The organism is Bdellovibrionota bacterium, assembly GCA_035292885.1.
Classification (GTDB): domain Bacteria; phylum Bdellovibrionota_G; class JALEGL01; order JALEGL01; family DATDPG01; genus DATDPG01.
In genome coordinates this window covers 1-17,106 of the sequence record DATDPG010000081.1, presented here as the reverse complement: position 1 = coordinate 17,106, position 17,106 = coordinate 1, and the positions used below count along the sequence as shown (strand labels likewise).

General features: G+C 55.6%; 19 protein-coding genes. 2 read left to right on the top strand and 17 right to left on the bottom strand.

The genetic code is table 11. The features are described from left to right. From metK to rplM, 12 genes are all read right to left on the bottom strand, one after another. The gene (gene metK, locus VI895_06360) at positions 1 to 1,167 is read right to left on the bottom strand and encodes a methionine adenosyltransferase (protein HLG19424.1); all 1,167 of its coding nucleotides are present in this window, start codon (positions 1,165 to 1,167) and stop codon (positions 1 to 3) included. A 78-nt stretch (positions 1,168 to 1,245) separates the two neighbouring features. Continuing rightward, a complete protein-coding gene (gene ptsP / locus VI895_06355; protein ID HLG19423.1) occupies positions 1,246 to 3,006 on the bottom strand; it encodes a phosphoenolpyruvate--protein phosphotransferase in 1,761 nt (586 codons plus the stop codon). Next, on the bottom strand, positions 3,003 to 3,314 hold the full coding sequence (locus VI895_06350) for an HPr family phosphocarrier protein (protein ID HLG19422.1): 312 nt from the start codon (positions 3,312 to 3,314) through the stop codon (positions 3,003 to 3,005). Before VI895_06350 ends, ptsP begins: the two co-directional genes overlap by 4 nt. Then, the gene (gene rapZ, locus VI895_06345; GenBank protein HLG19421.1) at positions 3,307 to 4,164 is read right to left on the bottom strand and encodes an RNase adapter RapZ; all 858 of its coding nucleotides are present in this window, start codon (positions 4,162 to 4,164) and stop codon (positions 3,307 to 3,309) included. Before rapZ ends, VI895_06350 begins: the two co-directional genes overlap by 8 nt. A 30-nt stretch (positions 4,165 to 4,194) precedes the next feature. Further along, positions 4,195 to 4,839, bottom strand: coding sequence for a PTS sugar transporter subunit IIA (locus VI895_06340; GenBank protein HLG19420.1), 645 nt, complete (start codon positions 4,837 to 4,839; stop codon positions 4,195 to 4,197). 47 nt (positions 4,840 to 4,886) lie between these two features. Continuing rightward, on the bottom strand, positions 4,887 to 5,342 hold the full coding sequence (locus tag VI895_06335) for a hypothetical protein (protein HLG19419.1): 456 nt from the start codon (positions 5,340 to 5,342) through the stop codon (positions 4,887 to 4,889). A gap of 45 nt (positions 5,343 to 5,387) precedes the next feature. Then, positions 5,388 to 5,708 carry a ribosome-associated translation inhibitor RaiA gene (gene raiA / locus VI895_06330; GenBank protein HLG19418.1) on the bottom strand — a complete coding sequence of 107 codons (321 nt, stop codon included), beginning with the start codon at positions 5,706 to 5,708 and terminating at the stop codon, positions 5,388 to 5,390. Positions 5,709 to 5,724: 16 nt separating this feature from the next. Then, on the bottom strand, positions 5,725 to 7,170 hold the full coding sequence (rpoN, locus tag VI895_06325) for an RNA polymerase factor sigma-54 (protein ID HLG19417.1): 1,446 nt from the start codon (positions 7,168 to 7,170) through the stop codon (positions 5,725 to 5,727). Positions 7,171 to 7,350: 180 nt separating this feature from the next. After that, positions 7,351 to 8,367: an adenosyl-hopene transferase HpnH gene (gene hpnH, locus VI895_06320; GenBank protein HLG19416.1), complete on the bottom strand. Its 1,017-nt coding sequence runs from the start codon at positions 8,365 to 8,367 to the stop codon at positions 7,351 to 7,353. A 51-nt stretch (positions 8,368 to 8,418) separates the two neighbouring features. Continuing rightward, a complete protein-coding gene (locus VI895_06315; GenBank protein ID HLG19415.1) occupies positions 8,419 to 10,020 on the bottom strand; it encodes a CTP synthase in 1,602 nt (533 codons plus the stop codon). A 90-nt stretch (positions 10,021 to 10,110) separates the two neighbouring features. Further along, positions 10,111 to 10,509, bottom strand: coding sequence for a 30S ribosomal protein S9 (gene rpsI, locus VI895_06310; GenBank protein ID HLG19414.1), 399 nt, complete (start codon positions 10,507 to 10,509; stop codon positions 10,111 to 10,113). Positions 10,510 to 10,521: 12 nt separating this feature from the next. Beyond that, a complete protein-coding gene (gene rplM / locus VI895_06305; protein HLG19413.1) occupies positions 10,522 to 10,956 on the bottom strand; it encodes a 50S ribosomal protein L13 in 435 nt (144 codons plus the stop codon). 251 nt (positions 10,957 to 11,207) lie between these two features. Here rplM and VI895_06300 point away from each other — a divergent pair, with 251 nt between their 5' ends. Both VI895_06300 and VI895_06295 read left to right on the top strand, forming a co-directional pair. After that, positions 11,208 to 11,480 carry a hypothetical protein gene (locus VI895_06300; GenBank protein HLG19412.1) on the top strand — a complete coding sequence of 91 codons (273 nt, stop codon included), beginning with the start codon at positions 11,208 to 11,210 and terminating at the stop codon, positions 11,478 to 11,480. Continuing rightward, positions 11,477 to 11,791 carry a type II toxin-antitoxin system PemK/MazF family toxin gene (locus VI895_06295; protein HLG19411.1) on the top strand — a complete coding sequence of 105 codons (315 nt, stop codon included), beginning with the start codon at positions 11,477 to 11,479 and terminating at the stop codon, positions 11,789 to 11,791. The genes VI895_06300 and VI895_06295 overlap by 4 nt, the downstream gene beginning before the upstream one ends. Before the next feature lie 63 nt (positions 11,792 to 11,854). On the opposite strand, the gene VI895_06290 is transcribed toward VI895_06295, so the two are convergent. From VI895_06290 to hutH, 5 genes are all read right to left on the bottom strand, one after another. Further along, complete coding sequence (locus VI895_06290; protein HLG19410.1) at positions 11,855 to 12,427, bottom strand: hypothetical protein; 573 nt, start codon at positions 12,425 to 12,427, stop codon at positions 11,855 to 11,857. A gap of 36 nt (positions 12,428 to 12,463) precedes the next feature. Beyond that, positions 12,464 to 12,934, bottom strand: coding sequence for a hypothetical protein (locus tag VI895_06285; GenBank protein HLG19409.1), 471 nt, complete (start codon positions 12,932 to 12,934; stop codon positions 12,464 to 12,466). 87 nt (positions 12,935 to 13,021) lie between these two features. Next, positions 13,022 to 14,272 (bottom strand): imidazolonepropionase, encoded by a 1,251-nt coding sequence (gene hutI / locus VI895_06280; protein ID HLG19408.1) that lies wholly within the window; start codon positions 14,270 to 14,272, stop codon positions 13,022 to 13,024. Continuing rightward, complete coding sequence (gene hutU / locus VI895_06275) at positions 14,269 to 15,918, bottom strand: urocanate hydratase (protein HLG19407.1); 1,650 nt, start codon at positions 15,916 to 15,918, stop codon at positions 14,269 to 14,271. The genes hutI and hutU overlap by 4 nt, the downstream gene beginning before the upstream one ends. Next, on the bottom strand, positions 15,915 to 17,106 hold a 1,192-nt coding region (gene hutH / locus VI895_06270), incomplete at its 5' end, for a histidine ammonia-lyase (protein ID HLG19406.1). The genes hutH and hutU, both read right to left, overlap by 4 nt.

The window sequence follows — 17,106 nt, the reverse complement described above, 5'->3', positions numbered from 1 at the left end:
TTACCCGGCAGCCTTTCGAACGGCGTCGACCATATCGGTCTGCTCCCAGCTGAATCCGTCGCTCGCACGACCAAAGTGGCCGTACGAAGCCGTCTTGCGATAGATCGGCCGAAGGAGCTGAAGCTTTTGGATGATCGACTTCGGTTTAAACGTAAAGATTTCTCGCACGACCGCTCCTAATTTCTCATCCGAGATTTTTCCGGTTCCGAAGGAATTCACCATTACGGAGACCGGCTCGGCCACACCGATGGCATATGCCACCTGAATCTCGCAGTGTTCCGCGAGACCGGCCGCGACGACGTTCTTGGCCACGTATCGAGCCATATACGAGGCGCTTCGATCGACTTTGGACGGGTCCTTCCCCGAGAACGATCCGCCGCCGTGCCGGCCCCAGCCGCCGTAGGTGTCCACGATAATCTTTCTTCCCGTCAAGCCGCAGTCCCCGTGGGGTCCCCCCACCACAAAACGCCCCGTGGGATTGATGAAATACTTGGTTTTTGAATCCAACAGCTGAGCCGGCAACGAAGGCTTAACCACCTGATCCAGAATCGATTCGCGGATTTTTTCGTACGTCACGTCGGGGGAATGTTGCGCCGAGATGATCACCGCGTCGATTCGAGTCGGCTTTCCGTTCACGTATTCCACGGTCACTTGAGATTTGCCGTCGGGGCGAAGGAAATTGAGAGTTCCCTGGCGGCGCGTTTCCGCCAAACGTCGGGTGAGTTTGTGAGCGTAATAAATCGGCGAGGGCATGTAGTCTTCGTTTTCGTTGCAGGCGTATCCGAACATCATTCCCTGATCGCCGGCCCCTTGTTCCTTGTAGAGCCCCTCGCCCTCGGTGACCCCTTGCGAAATGTCTCCGGACTGCTTGTTGATCGACAGCATGATCGCGCAGTTGTCGGCGTCGAATCCGATGTCCGAGTGGGTATATCCGATTTCCCGTGTGACGTTGCGCGCGATCTCGTCGAAATTCGCCCATCCTTTGGTCGTGATTTCGCCGGCCACATGGATAAAGCCCGTTCCGATCATGGCCTCGCACGCCACACGGCTGCCCGGATCTTGGGAAATCAACGTATCCAGAACGGCGTCCGAAATCTGATCGCAGATTTTATCCGGATGCCCTTCGGTGACGGACTCGGAAGTGAATAAGAACTTTCCTGCGTACATGGCTTTCTCCTTGGTTCGGGGTTTCCTGCGTCGAATCCGAGAAAAACTGCTTCCTCTAACACCCACTTTTCAAACCCGTCAAGAAGCAAGTGTCCGAAGACGCCCGGAAAGCCGGTCCGAAATCTGCCGGCGGACATCCGCCGGCCGGTCCAGATCGGCCACCTCGGCCAGCCACTGCTTCGCCTCGCCGATCGTTAGTTCCCGCACGATCTCCTTGATGAACGGGATCGCGGCGGTGTTCATGGAGAGAAAATTGCACTCCATCGCCACCAAGAGCGGAACATAGAGCGGTTCACAAGCTACTTCTCCGCAAACGCCGACTTCGATCCCCGCTTTGTGCCCTTTTTCGATGATCGACCGAAGCAATTGGATCACCGCGCTGTGGAACGGATCATACAGATCGGCCACCAGTTCGTTGGAACGGTCGACACCCATGGCGTATTGGACGAGGTCGTTCGTCCCGATGGAAAAGAAATCCACTTCCTGCGCCAATTTTTCCGCGCATAGCGCCGCCGAAGGAACTTCGATCATGGCGCCGATTCGAAGGTCCGGATCAAACGGAATATTCCGCGCTTTCAGATCCTGCATGATTTCGGCCAGCCATTGATTCGCCAGCCGGACTTCTCCTACGGTGGAAACCATCGGGTACAGGACAGCCGCTTTTCCGAACGCACTCGCGCGCAATATCGCCCGCACCTGAACGCTGAAGATTTCTTTTTCATGCAGAAGAAACCGAACCCCGCGTAACCCCAACGCGGGATTCTTATGAAGGGAAGGTCCGGAGCTGGGTGGATAGAAGAGTTCATCTCCCGGTAGGTCCAGGAGCCGTATTACGGCCTCATGCGGTTTGGCTTTGAGAACCGCTTCTTTGTATTTTTCAAACTGTTCGTCCTCGGAGACCGGAACCGAGCCGCCCAGAAACAGATGCTCCGTCCGCAACATCCCTATCCCTTCGGCTCCGTTCTCCACCATGGAAGGAAGCTCCTCCAGCAGATCGATATTCGCTTTCAAGTGAACCGAAAACTGATCTTTCGTTTCCGCTTTGTGGTGCCGGTTCTTCAACAATTCTTTTCGCGTGGCTATGTATCGCTGTTTTTTTTCCTGATACGCGGACCACGTCTTCGTTGCGGGGTGAACGACGGCCGTCCCTTCGTTGCCGTCCACAATCACGCGGCCGCCGTTCTGAACCTGCACGGATAGATCCCCGAATCCGGTCACGAACGGGATCTCCAAAGACCTCGCGATGATCGCCGTGTGCGATGTCCGCCCTCCGACGTCGGTGAGAATCGCGACAAGATTCTCGCGGTTGATCTTCGTCAGATCGGAAGGCGTCAGGTCCGCCGCGATCAAGACCGTCTGCTGCTGGATGGAGAGGTAACGATGTTCTTTCGTCCCGAGAAGCGCGCGCAAAAGCCGTTCCTCGACGTAATCGATATCGCTCCGTCGATCCCGAAAATATTCGTCGTCGATCTTGTCGAACGAGGTCTTGAATCTTTCGAGAGCTTTCTGAAGCGCCCATTCGACGTTGATTTGTTGGCTCCGAATCAATTCGCGCGTGTCGTCGGTCAAGCTCTTGTCTTCGAGCATCAACACTTGGGCGTCCACGAGATAGACATGCTCTTCCCCCTGCTCATCGTTGACCCGTTTTCGAAGATAGCGAAGCTGCTCTTTGACGGACCGGAGCGTTTCGTCGAAGCGCGCGACCTCTCCTTCCACTTCCTTTCGAGGCAACGTTCGATGGGGAATCGTCAGTTTCCCCTGGTCGAGCACGTGGGCAAATCCGAGTGCGATCCCGGGTGAAGCGGCGATTCCCCGAACCGTGCGTTCGGCTTCGCTCACTGGACCTCTTCTTCCTGAAAACCGCGTTCGATCAAACGGGCGAGCGTCTGAAATGCTTCGTCCCGGTCGGGACCCGCGACCCGGAGCCGAAGCACCTTGCCTCTCCCCGCTCCCAACGTCAGAAGTTCCAAAAGGCTCTTTCCGTCGGCACTGGCACCCTCCATCGACACTTCGATCGAAGACGCAAATTTGCGCGCCGACTGCACCAGAATCGTGGCGGTTCGCGTGTGCAAACCAAGCTCATTGACGATCACGACCTCTCCTTCCAAGACGCCTTCATCGGTACTGTGGGATTCCTGTTCAATCACGGTCCAGATCCCTGTGGGAAAGCGTGACGTGATAGCCCATTTTTTCCATCGACATCGCCAGCCGACCTGCAATGACAACCGATCGATGCCGGCCTCCGGTACATCCGACGGCCAGGTGGAGATAACTTTTTCCTTCCCGATCGAAACGGGGAAGCAGAAATTTCAACATCTTTTCGAAAAGAGCCAATAGCTCCATCGTGTCCTTTTGGGCGAGCACGAAGTCCACCACCCGTGAATCGGTTCCTCTTCGGTCTTTTAGCTCTTCTTTAAAAAACGGATTCGGGAGAAAGCGGACATCCATAACCATATCGGCGTTCACCGGAAGGCCGTACTTAAAACCAAAGGAAGTCACCTGAACCGCCAGTGCGTTTTCTTCCTTGGGTGCCTGTACGCTCTGCAACATCTTCTGCCGCAAATCCCTCGGATTCAGTTCCGATGTATCGATCACGTGGCTCGCGATTTTTCGAAGAGGCGCGAGCAGTTTTTTCTCGATCGCAACGCCCTCGGCCACCGACCCGTCCGGGGAAAGGGGGTGCCTCCGCCGGGTCTCACTGAATCGCCGGGCCAGAATTTCGTCCGAAGCTTCCAAAAACACGAGTTCGAACATGTGGCCCTTTTTCGTCAACTGATCCAGGGCTGTGGGGAGCTTACCGATATGCTTTTTGTCCCGGGCATCGATCACAAATGCGAGTTTCTGAATCCCTTCGGAAGATTGAGCCGAAAGTTCGAAAAAGGCCGCTAGAACCGGCACGGGGAGGTTGTCGACGCAAAAGTAACCGGCATCCTCAAGGGCCTTCACGGCGGAGGATTTCCCGGAGCCGGAGAGGCCGGAAATCACCACAGCCCTCATCTCACCCCCCCAAGCTGGCGAAAAGATGATTTAATATTGAGCGTCCTTCTCGGCAATCGCCTCATAAATCAGTTGAGCGCTCTCTGCGACCATCAAGCGGTCCCGGAACGTCGTGTCGTGCAAAAACTTTGAAATGCGAGCCAGAGCTTTGAGATGCGCTTCGTTCGCGCCGACGGGCCCGGCGATCAGGAAAATCAGATGCACCGGTTTGCCGTCGATCGAATCAAAGGAAATGCCGGCGCGGCTGCGCCCGAATGCCGCGATATGGCTGCGACACGAGCTTAATTTTGCATGAGGAATCGCTATTCCGCTGCCGATCCCCGTGGAGCTCAAACGTTCCCGGTCCATAATCACCGCAAGCAATTCCTCGGCCTTGAGCTCCGGGAATACCCGAGCCACTCCGTCCACCATGTGCCGGAGTGTGGCCGCTTTGTCTTCCATCGGAAGTTCCGGAAAAATCAGCGACTCTTGGATCATGTCCTTGAGCCTCATGGGCGCCGAAGCTACCTTAAGTGCCTCGATCCGTAAATACGATGGCATTCGGTCGTCGCTGCATCCCCGTTCTTGGCACCCGTCTCCTTCGCCGTACTTTCCGGGTACGCCTCCGTCGCCGGGCACCAAGAACGCGGCGCATCGACAACCTCGATGCCTCACCGTATTTACGGATCGAAGCACTAAGTCCCTGGAAAAAAGAAGCCTGTCCCGTCTGTACGAGAAAACCGCTAACCGCCGGAAACCTCTTTGACCAGCGACTTCTCGAATTCGCCGGTACTCCGCTCGGCCGACCAACCCGAACTGCCCGTCCCGCTCGTCCCCGCCTGTTTGCCGTGGAAGAGCCCTTCCACTTGCGCGTCGATTTTAATGTGGGCATTTCCATTACGATCCGTCACCGCAATGGAACAGCGCACGCGGCCCTTATCGTAATGAAGCACGTCACCTGAAAGCAACGCGAATTTTTTCAGATTGTCGGTCTCAATTTCCTTCCAGTTCGTAGCAAGCGTCATTCCGGCCATGTCGACGGAACTGACGACGAATCCCTTTCCGGAGATCGAAGTCACCAGTTTGGTGAATGTGTTTCGGGGAGCTTCGTCTACATCAAATTCATTGATGAGAGATTTCGGCTTGTCGCAGCCGAGAAACACGAAACCTAAAAAGAGGCACACGAATGAGCGGCGCATGGGAAAAGCATACCCGCGCCGGGAATTCCGACAACGATAGAGTAACTATGCGGCTTCCGCAGCCCGGCCGGCGTGGTTCTTGGCTTTTACACTCTTGTCATGGTGCTTACGGAGGCTTTTCTCCACCTTCGTGATGGCTTCTTCGATGGAGGCGTACATGTCCCCCGTCGAGGCCTTTCCCCGGGCCTTAAAATTCTTGGACGACAATACGACTTCGGCGTGATGCATATATTTTTCAGTCTCGAGAATGACGTGCGCCTCTTTGCCTTTGTTCCCGAAACGGTCGAGCTTCTCGAGGCGCTCGGTGACAAATTCTTTCACGGCGGGGCTTGCGGCCATGTGCCGGAATGTAATCATCGATTTCATTTCTGCCTCCTGTTCGCTAAAATAACCGCTTACGTTTTGAGGAAGACAAAATCCCGAGCATCTCGCGGTATTTGGCCACCGTTCGGCGGGCGATGTCGATGTTCAATTGCCGTAAGAGTTCAACCAACTCCTGGTCGCTGTAGGGGCGCCGAGGATCTTCCGCCACCACGATCGTTTTGATTTTCTCTTTGACGACCTCGGACGCGACGTCGGCCCCTTCCACCCGCTTGATGCTGGAGTTGAAGAAAAACTTCAGCTCATACACACCCTGGGGCGTGTGAATGTATTTGTTGGCCGTCACGCGGCTGACGGTCGATTCGTGCATGCCGATGTCTTCCGCGACATCCCGAAGGACCATTGGCTTGAGCGCGGAGATCCCCCTCTCGAGAAAATCGCGCTGAATCTTCACAATCGATTCCGTGACCTTGTAAATCGTCCGCTGCCGCTGGTGAATCGATCGAATCAACCAGACCGCCGAACGGAGTTTGTCGTTGATGTATTCCTTCGTCATCGATGACGAATGGTTTCCGCGCAGAACGCTCTGATAAAAATTGGAAATGCGAAGCTTTGGAAGCCCGTCTTCGTTTTGCACGATGACGTACTCGTCGCCGACTTTGTACACATAGATATCGGGCGTGATGTACTGGGAACTTTCGTCGTAGAACGGCCTTCCCGGCTTGGGTTCCAGCTTCGTGATCTCCTTTACCGCTGCGATCACCTGGTCCGGAGGCACGCCACAGGCTTTCGAGATCGCGGGATACGCTTTTCGCTCGAGATCGTGCAAATGATTTTCAATGATCTTTCGAATGAGGTCGTTGTGGGGAATCTGTTTCGCCTGAATCAGCAAGCATTCCCGAAGATCCCGCGCGCCGACACCGATGGGATCGAACTCCTGGATTTTCTTAAGGACTTTTTCCACTTCTTCCGGCGTCGTCCTGGTCTTGCGCGCCATATCTTCCAGCGACGACACGAGATAGCCGTTGTCATCGAGGTTTCCGATGACGACGGCGCCGATGTTCATTTCGTGATCGCTCATGCGCGTGAGATGGAGTTGGCTCATCAAATGTTCCGCCAAAGAATCGGCTCGCGTGAGCGTAGCTTCAAATGACGGAAGATCCGGGTCGATGTCTCGGGCCGCCCCGCCGTACGAGGGTGTGTACGGCTGGCTGTTGAGATAATTTTCCCAATTGATGTCGTCCGAACCTTCCCCTTTTTGGGGATCGACCTCTTTGGTCTTGGCGTCTTCGACTTTTTCGATTTTGTCTTGCTTGGTCTCCTTGACGTCCTCTTCGTCGGCGTTTTCGGCGTATTCTTCGAGGATCGGATTTTCCAGAAGTTCGCCCATCACATGTTCCGCGAGTTCCAGGCGATTGAGCTGCAGCAATTTAATGGCTTGCTGCAGCTGCGGGGTCATGACCAGCTGCTGGCTTAAACGAAGACTCTGCTTCAGTTCGAGTGCCATGCGTTGGAGGGGAGCGCCTACCTTCTCTTGCTCCCGCAGACGTAATTACGATAACACCTCGGCTTCATCCCTGTAAATGCGAGAATTCTGATGGCGGCTATTTTCTGTTTTGTTTCAACGGCTTATATTGGCATATTTTTGGAATAACACGCTTGGGTCAAATCCTGCATTGCGCAGGAATTATGCCAGCACGGAGCGAAGGGACCGAATTGTATTCGGAATCGTGCGTGTGGAATCGGTGACCGCGGTCGGTTCATATCCACAGTGGACCATGCAATCGGCGCACTTGGGGTTGCCGCTCTTTCGCCCGTAATTCTCCCAAGCGGTATCGTTCATCAATTCGTCGAAGCTTTTGACGTATCCCTCACCCAAGAGATAACAGGGGCGTTGCCATCCGAGAACCGAAAAGTTCGGATTGCCCCACGGCGTGCACTCGTAGTCGATTTTTCCCGCGAGAAAGTCGAGAAAGAAAGGAGAGTGATTGAACGGCCATTTCCGACCTCGACGCCGTCCGATGTCAAAAATCTTCTGGAAAAGTTGGGTCGTCCGCCCGCGTTTTAGGAAGTGATCCTGGTCCGGAGCCTTTTGATACGCATACCCGGGGGAAATCATCATTCCGTCGACTCCCAGGTCGGTCAGGAAATCAAAAAGGTCGGCCAGTTCCTCCGGGTTTTCCCCCTCGAACACCGTCGTGTTCGTCGTGATTCGAAATCCTTTATTCTTGGCCGCTTTAATTCCGGCCACGGCCTTCTTAAAGACGCCGTCTTTACAAACCAGTTCGTCGTGACGTTTTTCGAGCCCGTCCATGTGAACGCTGAACGTGAAGTAAGAAGACGGCGTGAAGCGATGGAGATTCTTTTCCAATAAAATGGCGTTCGTGCAGAGGTAGACGAACTTTTTCCGGAACACGAGACCGTTGGCGATCTCATCGATCTGCGGATGAATCAGCGGCTCACCGCCGGCGATCGACACCACCGGCACCCCACACTCTTCCGTCGCATGGAAACATTCGTCCGGCGTGAGGTTTCGCTTTAGGATCTCTTCAGGGTGTTGAATCTTTCCACACCCAGCACACGCGAGGTTACAGCGATAGAGCGGTTCGAGCATGAGAACCAGCGGAAACCGCTTCGTCCCCTTCATCTTCTGCTTCATCACGTATGCGCCGACGCGCATGGCTTGTTTCAGCGGAATGGACACGGTCTTACACAGGTAACATGGAAGCTGATTTAGCTCAATAAAATTGGCTTCTTACGATCGGTGTTCAAGGGCCGCGGCGATGAACGATCGAAACAGGGGATGCGGCGCCGTCGGTCTTGATTGAAACTCCGGATGATACTGGCATCCCAAGAACCAAGGGTGGTTTGCAAGCTCCATGATCTCCACCAAGTTCGAAGCCGTGTAGATGCCCGTGGCACGGAACCCCGCCTCTTCAATCCGGCCGCGCAGATCGTTGTTCACTTCCCACCGATGTCGATGCCGCTCCTGAATCTCGTCGGCTTGATAAATCCGGTGCGCAAGAGTGCCGGGCAGGATTTTGCACGGATAGGAGCCGAGCCGCATCGTGGCTCCTTTTTTGTCCACGCCCCGCTGATGTTCCATCAAGTCGATCACGGGATATTTTGTATGTTCGTCGAATTCGGAGGAATTCGCTCCCTCCATCTTGCAAACGTTGCGGGCGTATTCGATCACGGCGCATTGCAAACCGAGGCAGATTCCGAAAAACGGCATCCCCTTTTCCCGAGCGTGACGGATCGCCTGAATCTTCCCTTCGATGCCTCGGCTTCCGAAACCTCCCGGCACCAGGAGACCATCCACGTCCTTGAGATATTCGTCCGGTCCGCTTTTTTCAATCTCTTCGGAATCCAGGTGGCGCATGTGAACGCGCGCGTCGTTGGCGATTCCACCGTGAATCAACGCGGCGTTCAGGCTCTTGTATGAATCGACCAGGTGCACGTATTTGCCGACTACGCCGATGGTCGTCTCTCTTTTCGGGCGTTTGATCTTTTCAACCAGCTGCTCCCAGACCGTGAGGTCCGGCGTGCGGGTCCACATATTGAGATATTCGATGATTTTGTCATCCAGCCCCTCGTTATGAAAAACCAATGGAACTTCGTACGTCGTCTCGACGTCCTTCGCCGTAATGACGGCGTCCGGAGTCAAGTTGCAGAAGAGACCGATCTTCTTTTTGATTTCCGGGGAGAGAAAACGATCGGTCCGGCAAAGAAGGATATCGGGCTGGATACCCAATTGCTGTAATGCCTTAACCGAATGTTGTGTCGGCTTGGTCTTTAATTCTCCAGCCGTCGGTATAAACGGAACGAGCGTCAGGTGGATGTAGAGCGTGTTTTGCCTGCCGTCCTCGGCTCGAAACTGCCGAATGGCCTCGACAAACGGCTGGCTTTCGATGTCTCCTACCGTCCCCCCAACCTCGATGATGGCGACGTCCGAATTCTTCGCGTTGGCGCGAATCAACGATTTGATCTCGTCGGTAATGTGCGGAATCACCTGGACCGTCGCGCCCAAATAATCTCCTCTTCGCTCCTTCGTGATGACCGACTCGTAAACTTTGCCGGTGGTAACGTTATTGGCGCGGGTCATTTTGGCGGACGTGAATCGTTCGTAGTGCCCCAAATCGAGATCGGTCTCCGCTCCGTCGGCGGTGACGAACACTTCACCGTGCTGAAAAGGGGACATCGTCCCTGGATCCACGTTGATGTAAGGATCCAATTTCTGCATCGTGACTTTGAGCCCGCGATTTTCGAGCAGCGCCCCGATCGAGGCCGCCGCCAGGCCCTTTCCCAACGACGAAACCACGCCGCCCGTCACAAAAATATATTTCGGCTGTTTCATTCTTCCCCCTGCCCGTTCAGAATTTGATCATAAAAAAAGGGGCAAAAGCCCCTTTTTTCCGTTGCACCCCGTACGTTTCGGAAAATCGATTTATCGCTTCGAGTATTGGAAACGCTTCCGCGCTCCCGGCTGTCCATATTTCTTCCGTTCCTTCTTTCTCGAATCTCGTGTCAACAGACCCGCCGTTTTTAATTTCGGCCGGTGCGCCACATCGGCACGAAGCAACGCACGAGCGATGCCGTGCCTCACTGCATCGGCCTGGCCTGTGACTCCCCCGCCCACAACGCGGATTTTGACATCGAATTGTCCCGCCGTGCCGGTCGTTTCAAACGCCTCATTTACGGTCGTCTGCAAAGACCTCGTTGGAAAATAGTCTTCGAGCCCGCGCTCATTGATTTCCCAGTTTCCTTTTCCTGGATTCATGTAAACGCGGGCCACCGCCGTCTTTCTCTTTCCAACACTGGCAAACTTGTAAAACGCTTTCGGCATGGAATCTGTTCCTTATTTTGCGATCGCAAGCGGCTTAGGCTGCTGCGCTACGTGCGGGTGGGCCGACCCCTTGTAGACCTTGAGTTTCTTAATCATTTCCCTTCCCAGCGGACCTTTGGGGAGCATTCCCCAGACCGCCCGGCGGATCATCTCTTCGGGGTGTATTTCACGCATCCGTCTCGCCGGCCAGGATTTGAGGCCGCCTCGAAACCGAGTGTGCTGGTAATAAATCTTTCCGTCCTCTTTGGCGCCGGTGAGATGAACCTTCTCGGCGTTGACGACGATCACGAAGTCCCCGCCGTCGATGTGCGGCGTAAACGTCGCCTTGTCTTTTCCCCGCAGCGTCACGGCGATCTGCGAGGCCAAGCGCCCCAGAACCTTGTCCTGCGCATCCACGATGCGCCAATTCCGTTCCACTTCGGCTGTTTTCTGTGAATAGGTTTTCATTTCCGACGAGCTTAAAAAACGCGTCTTTTTAATGGGATAGGCGGGTAATGTCAAGTAGAGAGGGAGTGATTTCCTGGTTCGCTCGTTAACTCCGCTCAACCCTGGCCTTTTTCATCGATCAACGTGACCCTGCGAGCGACGGCCGGGAGAGTTCGCTCGATATCGACAGGCTCCGACAGGGCGATGCGCCCGCCGCCCCCGCGGTCCGATAGAAACTTTTATTCGCGGTATGAATATGGTATTCCTTTAGTATGTCGAGAAGTTCGAACGACCTGTGCGAGAAGCTGGCCATCAGTTTGCCACACGCGCTGCTTCGGCAAATGGAAAAATTTCGGAAGAACTCGGGGGAATCTCGAAGTTCATTTATTCAGCGGGCGATCCGTTCATTTATGGAGAGTCAGACACGAAGAAAGAAAATTGAACAGTATATTGTGGGTTATTCAAAAAATCCGGAAACCGCAGATGAAATCAAGGCGGCCGAAGAGGCCGCTACGTACCTGCTCGCCGAGGAATCCTGGGAATGAAACGGGGGGAAGTATGGTGGGCGGAAGTCTCTAAACCAGCGGGGCGTAGGCCGGTCGTTCTTCTATCCCGGGACGAGGCATATCAAGTCAGAGATCTTGTAACCGTCGCTCCGATTACGACGCGGATTCGAGATCTGCCTGTCGAAGTCCCTTTAGGGAAAAGCGAAGGACTACCTCGACCGTGCGTCGCAAATCTCGACACGGTAACCACGATCCCGAAGAGGTCTCTTTCCGCCAGAGTTTGCCTGCTGCCGTCGACGAAAATGCAGGGCATCGACGAAGCGCTTCGTTTCGCCCTAGGGCTGGAATAGCCGGCCGCTTTTAAAGACCGTTTGTAATGGCTTTGAACTATTCGGGTCGGCTTGACCCCGAGTCTATATGATCGGCGTTTGCGACCTAAGTCCAACCAACTCATCACCGGACACTGTGACGGTCGTCCCTTCTTGATCGTGAAAAACACATTGGCCTGAGCCTGTATGGGAGAAGTCCGTGTTGGAATGACGAAACTGAACGTCGCATTCCATTGAAAATCCCAGGTCGCCACTTACTGAGAGAGCGACGGAGAATTGAACAATCTCATCAGTTTGAGTCAAGTCGCTCCTCACATGAATGGTTCCGGTGAGAGATTCTTCACGTGCCTGACCGTCAATAAAAAAGGATACTGAGCATGCCGAGACCGAGACGTCTCCTGTTAGGGTTGCGCCATTCTCCGTTTCGCTGACCTGAACGTTTTCGGTAAATGTCCCACCTGACGGGCAGTCCTTTGTTACTTCAGAACCAAAAGGGAATTCCTCCGCTGTCACAAAATAGGAATCCAGGCCTGTGATGATTGTTGCGAGTTCAAATCCCGTGGGTTGTGTATCGAGAGACGAGAAAGGATCACCTGTTCCCACCTCCACGGCCGAACCGCCGCACGACGCGAGAGTTGAAACCAGGCTGAAGATCAAAATTTTGGAGTTCCTTTGCGTGGGGTCTCCTCCGTCTCAAAAATCGAACCGGGCACCGGCGAGAGCACCGTCCGGTGTCACCGCCAGCGTGGGTTGCAGCGTTTGTAAGAAACTGGTTCTCTTTCGCTTCTCGATCTCCGCGTTGTGTCTTTTGGCAAAAGCCACGCCTCCAATGAGATCCCAGGCGTATGCTGGAGCATACAACATCACACCAAGAGCAATCCATGTGCCCGCGCTTTGCTGTTCGGCACTTGGGCTGCCTGCATTCAAACCAACGCCAAGCCCGATAAGACCTGCTCCGGCCGCACCCAGAAGAAAGGACCCTAATGCTTGCACCGGACGCCCCGAATATATCAGGGAATCGCCCGGAATTGGATCGAGTCCAAGAGCCAACGCGACACCGACCGATTTAGGCTTTGGGATTGATTCTTCGGCATAGGTGTTTGCGTTAAAGAGGACGGCAAACCCTATAACAACGGCAACCTCTATTTTTTGTTTTGTGGTCATGATGATCGATCAAAAAAGCAACTCGTATGCCAGGTGATTCAAGCACGATAGGGGTGTCAGGTACACCGAAACTGACAACTTTAACCGTCAGGTGCAATTGTCAGCAGGCGCCTGACACTTATTGCCGCCGGTAATGGTCGTCCGGGGACGGGCGGCACCGTAACGGTAGGGCACTTCCATCGCGTCGACCGCGTCCCAGATCACGAAATCGGCGCGAAGACCTTTTCGAATTGATCCTCGGTCTGAGAGTCCCAGAGCTCGCGCAGCATTTCTGGTCACAGCCAACCAAATCTCTCCGAGCGTCATTCGCAGTTCCACCGCCGCGAGCGACATCATCAAAGGAAGGTTTTCCGTGTTCGACGTCCCCGGATTGCAGTCGGTCGAAATGGCAACCGAAACGCCGGCATCCAGCAGTTTTCTCGCCGGCGGATACGTTCGCTTTCCGAGCGAGAATACCGCTCCCGGAAGAAGTACGCCCACCACGCCGCCCTTTGCCATCGCACGAATTCCTGCATCGCTCGCATGCTCCAAATGATCGGCCGACAGCGCGTTCATCTCCGCCGCGAGTTCCGCCGCACCCGTGCACGACAATTGATCCGCATGGATTTTTACTTTCATCCCCAATTCTTTCGCCGCCGATAAAATGGCCCGGCTCTCGTCCACCGTGAACGCGCCCTCTTCACAAAAAACATCGCAGATGTTCGATAGTTTCCCTTCGTTCACTTTGGGCAGCATCTCTTCGCATACGAGGCGCACGTACTCTCCCCGTTTTTTCGAATACGCGTTGGGCACGATATGCGCTCCTAGAAATGTCGGAATGACATTCGCCGGATGTTCCAGTTTTCGAAGCAACCGCAGAATTCGCAATTCGCTCTCGGTCGAAAGGCCGTATCCGCTCTTGACTTCCACCGTCGTCACGCCGTACGAAAGAAAACGGTCCAGCCGCTTTCGAGCGGTATCCAACAATTCTCGATCCGTTGCCTTCTCGGTGGCCGCCACCGTTTTCTGGATTCCGCCCCCCTTTTTCGCAATCGACTCGTACGTCTCGCCTTGGAGGCGGGCGAAGAATTCATCCGCCCGCGAACCGCCGAACAGAAGATGCGTGTGGCAGTCGATCAATCCGGGCGTGACCAGCGCTCCTTCTGCGTCGATCGTCCGGGCCTCGCGATATTCCTTGGGCAAACTCTTTTCCGGGCCCACCCAAAGAATTTTCTCGCCTGCAATCGCGACGGCGGAGTTTGAAATCAATCCAAGCGGGTTGCCGTTTTGAGCCGAATCAAGCGTCAGGCATTGGCCAATGTTTCCGACAAGGATCGTTGTCGCCGGATTGGACTTCATCGAGCGAGATCTACCCCTCGCTCTTTGGCAACAGCAATGGCTTTTTCGTATCCGGCGTCGGCATGTCGGATGACGCCCGTGGCAGGATCGGTCGTCAAGACGCGCTGCAAACGCCGCGCAGCCATCGGTGTCCCGTCCGCCACCGCCACCATTCCCGCATGGATCGAATAGCCGATCCCCACACCCCCTCCATGATGAACCGACACCCATGAGGCTCCGCTCGCCACGTTCGCCATGGCGTTTAAGATCGGCCAGTCGGCGATCGCGTCGCTGCCGTCTTTCATCCCTTCGGTCTCCCGATTCGGAGACGCTACGGAGCCGCAGTCGAGATGATCGCGGCCGATGACGATCGGCGCCGAAATTTCTCCGTTGGCCACCAGCTCGTTGAACCGAAGTCCCGCTTTCGCCCGTTCGCCGTAACCGAGCCAGCAAATTCGCGCCGGAAGACCCTGAAACGCGACCCGCTCACTCGCCAAGCGAATCCAGCGATGCAAACCCTCGTTCTTCGGAAAGAGTTCGAGGATCGCCCGGTCGGTGCGCGCCAAGTCCTTCGGGTCGCCGGAGAGCGCCGCCCACCGAAACGGCCCCTTTCCTTCGCAAAAGAGCGGCCGGATATACGCGGGGACGAAACCGGGAAAATCGAATGCATTTTCGACACCGGCAATCTTCGCCTGACCGCGAATGTTGTTGCCGTAATCAAACACGGCAGCGCCCGACTTCTGCATCGAAAGCATCGCCCGAACCTGGACGGCCATGGAAGCCTGGCTTCGCCGGACATAATCTTCCGGGTTTTTCCGCCGTAAATCCGCAGCTTCCGCGAGCGTTAGGTTCTGGGGAACATATCCGTTGAGCGGATCGTGCGCCGAAGTCTGATCGGTCGCCAAGTCCGGCACGATTTTTCTCCGGACGAGTTCGCCGAATACGTCCGCGGCGTTCGCCACGACGGCCACGGAAAGTGCTCTCTTTTCTTGAACGGCCCGTTGAACCCGACGGAGTGCGTCGTCCAGATTCTCGGCTTTTTCGTCGAGATAGCGTGTCTTGAGCCGCCGCTCGATACGAGCGGGATCAACTTCGACACCGAGAAAAACTCCGTCATTCATGGTAACCGCTAGCGGCTGCGCGCCTCCCATCCCGCCGAGTCCGCCGGAGAGCACCCACCTCCCTTTCAACGACGAATTGAAATGTTTTCGCGCCGCCTCGCCGAACGTTTCGTACGTCCCCTGCAAAATTCCCTGCGTCCCAATATAAATCCAGCTTCCGGCCGTCATCTGGCCGAACATCGTGAGTCCCTTGCGTTCCAGCTCCCAAAAGTTTTCCCAGGTCGCCCACGCCGGAACCAACATGGCGTTCGAAATTAAAACGCGCGGCGCCTCCTCGTGCGTTTGCACGACACCCACGGCTCGGCCCGACTGAACCAACATCGTTTCATCGTTCTTCAGCCGTTTGAGCGTCGCCACAATCCGGTCGAAATCCTCCCAGCTTCTCGCCGCCTTTCCTGTCCCGCCGTAAATGATGAGTTCGTCCGGCTTCTCGGCCACGTCGGGATCGAGGTTGTTCATGAGCATCCGCATGGCAGCTTCTTGTCCCCAACCCTTGCAGGTGATCGAGAGTCCTCGAGGAGCGCGGATCGTTCTAGCGCCGCTCATTTGAGCTCTCCGACGACGTCTTGAACTGCCTCCAGAAGAGTTCGACTTCGAATCAGGCCCACGGCCACTTCGAAATCGGGCGTCAATTGCCGATCTTCGGTCACCGAAGGCACGACGGTACGAAGCGCTTTAACGGCCGCCTCGACGCCTTTCGAAGGACGGAGAGGTTTTCGGTATTCGAGTCCCTGGGCGGCGCATATCAATTCGATCGCAATGACCTTTTCGAACGCGTCCACAATCTGCTCCGCCTTTCGGGCGGCGAACGCTCCCATGCTGACGTGATCTTCTTGATCGGCCCAGGTCGGAATCGAATCAACACTTGCCGGATGAGAGAGCGTCTTGCACTCGCTCACCAGTGAAGCGGCCGTCACCTGCGCCATCATCAATCCCGACTTCAATCCGGCGTCCGACGTCAGCCCGGCCGGAAGTTCGGAGAGCTTCGGATCTAGGAGACGGAATATCCGTCGCTCGCTGATCGATGCCACGCCGGTCAATGCGAGCGCCATCGTGTCGAGAGCCACGGCGACGGGTTGACCGTGAAAATTCCCCGCCGAGGCGATCGGATCTTTTTCGCCGGGGAACAAAATCGGGTTGTCGGTCACGCTGTTCATTTCTCGCTCTAAAACAGAGCGGACATACGTCAGCGCATCCCGACCGGCGCCGTGGACCTGAGGAGCGCACCGAACCGAGTAGGCATCCTGTACGCGATCGCAATCGCGGTGCGACGTTGAAATTTCGCTGCCGGCCGTCAAGAGCCGGAGGTTATAGGCAGCATCGGTCTGGCCCGGGTGTGGACGAAGCTTGTGCACCCGTTCGTCATAGGCTTTCGGCGTGCCGAGAACCGCCTCCAACGTCATCGCGGCGGCAACGTCCACATGACGGAGAGCGTTTTCTCCGCGCAGGAGCGCCAGCCCCCCCATCGCCGTCATCATCTGCGTGCCGTTCAAGAGGGCCAGACCCTCCTTTGCCGCAGGGGTTAAGGGCTTGAGTGAGGCGTCCGCGAATGCTTTTTTGGAGGGAACACGCTCCCCGTTCCATTCCACGGTTCCTTCGCCGATCATCGCAAGAGCCATATGGGCTAGTGGAGCGAGGTCCCCGCTGGCCCCCACCGAACCTTGGCAAGGGACAACCGGCACGATGTCGCGATTGAGCATCTCCACCATCAGGTCCACCACCTCCGGACGAACG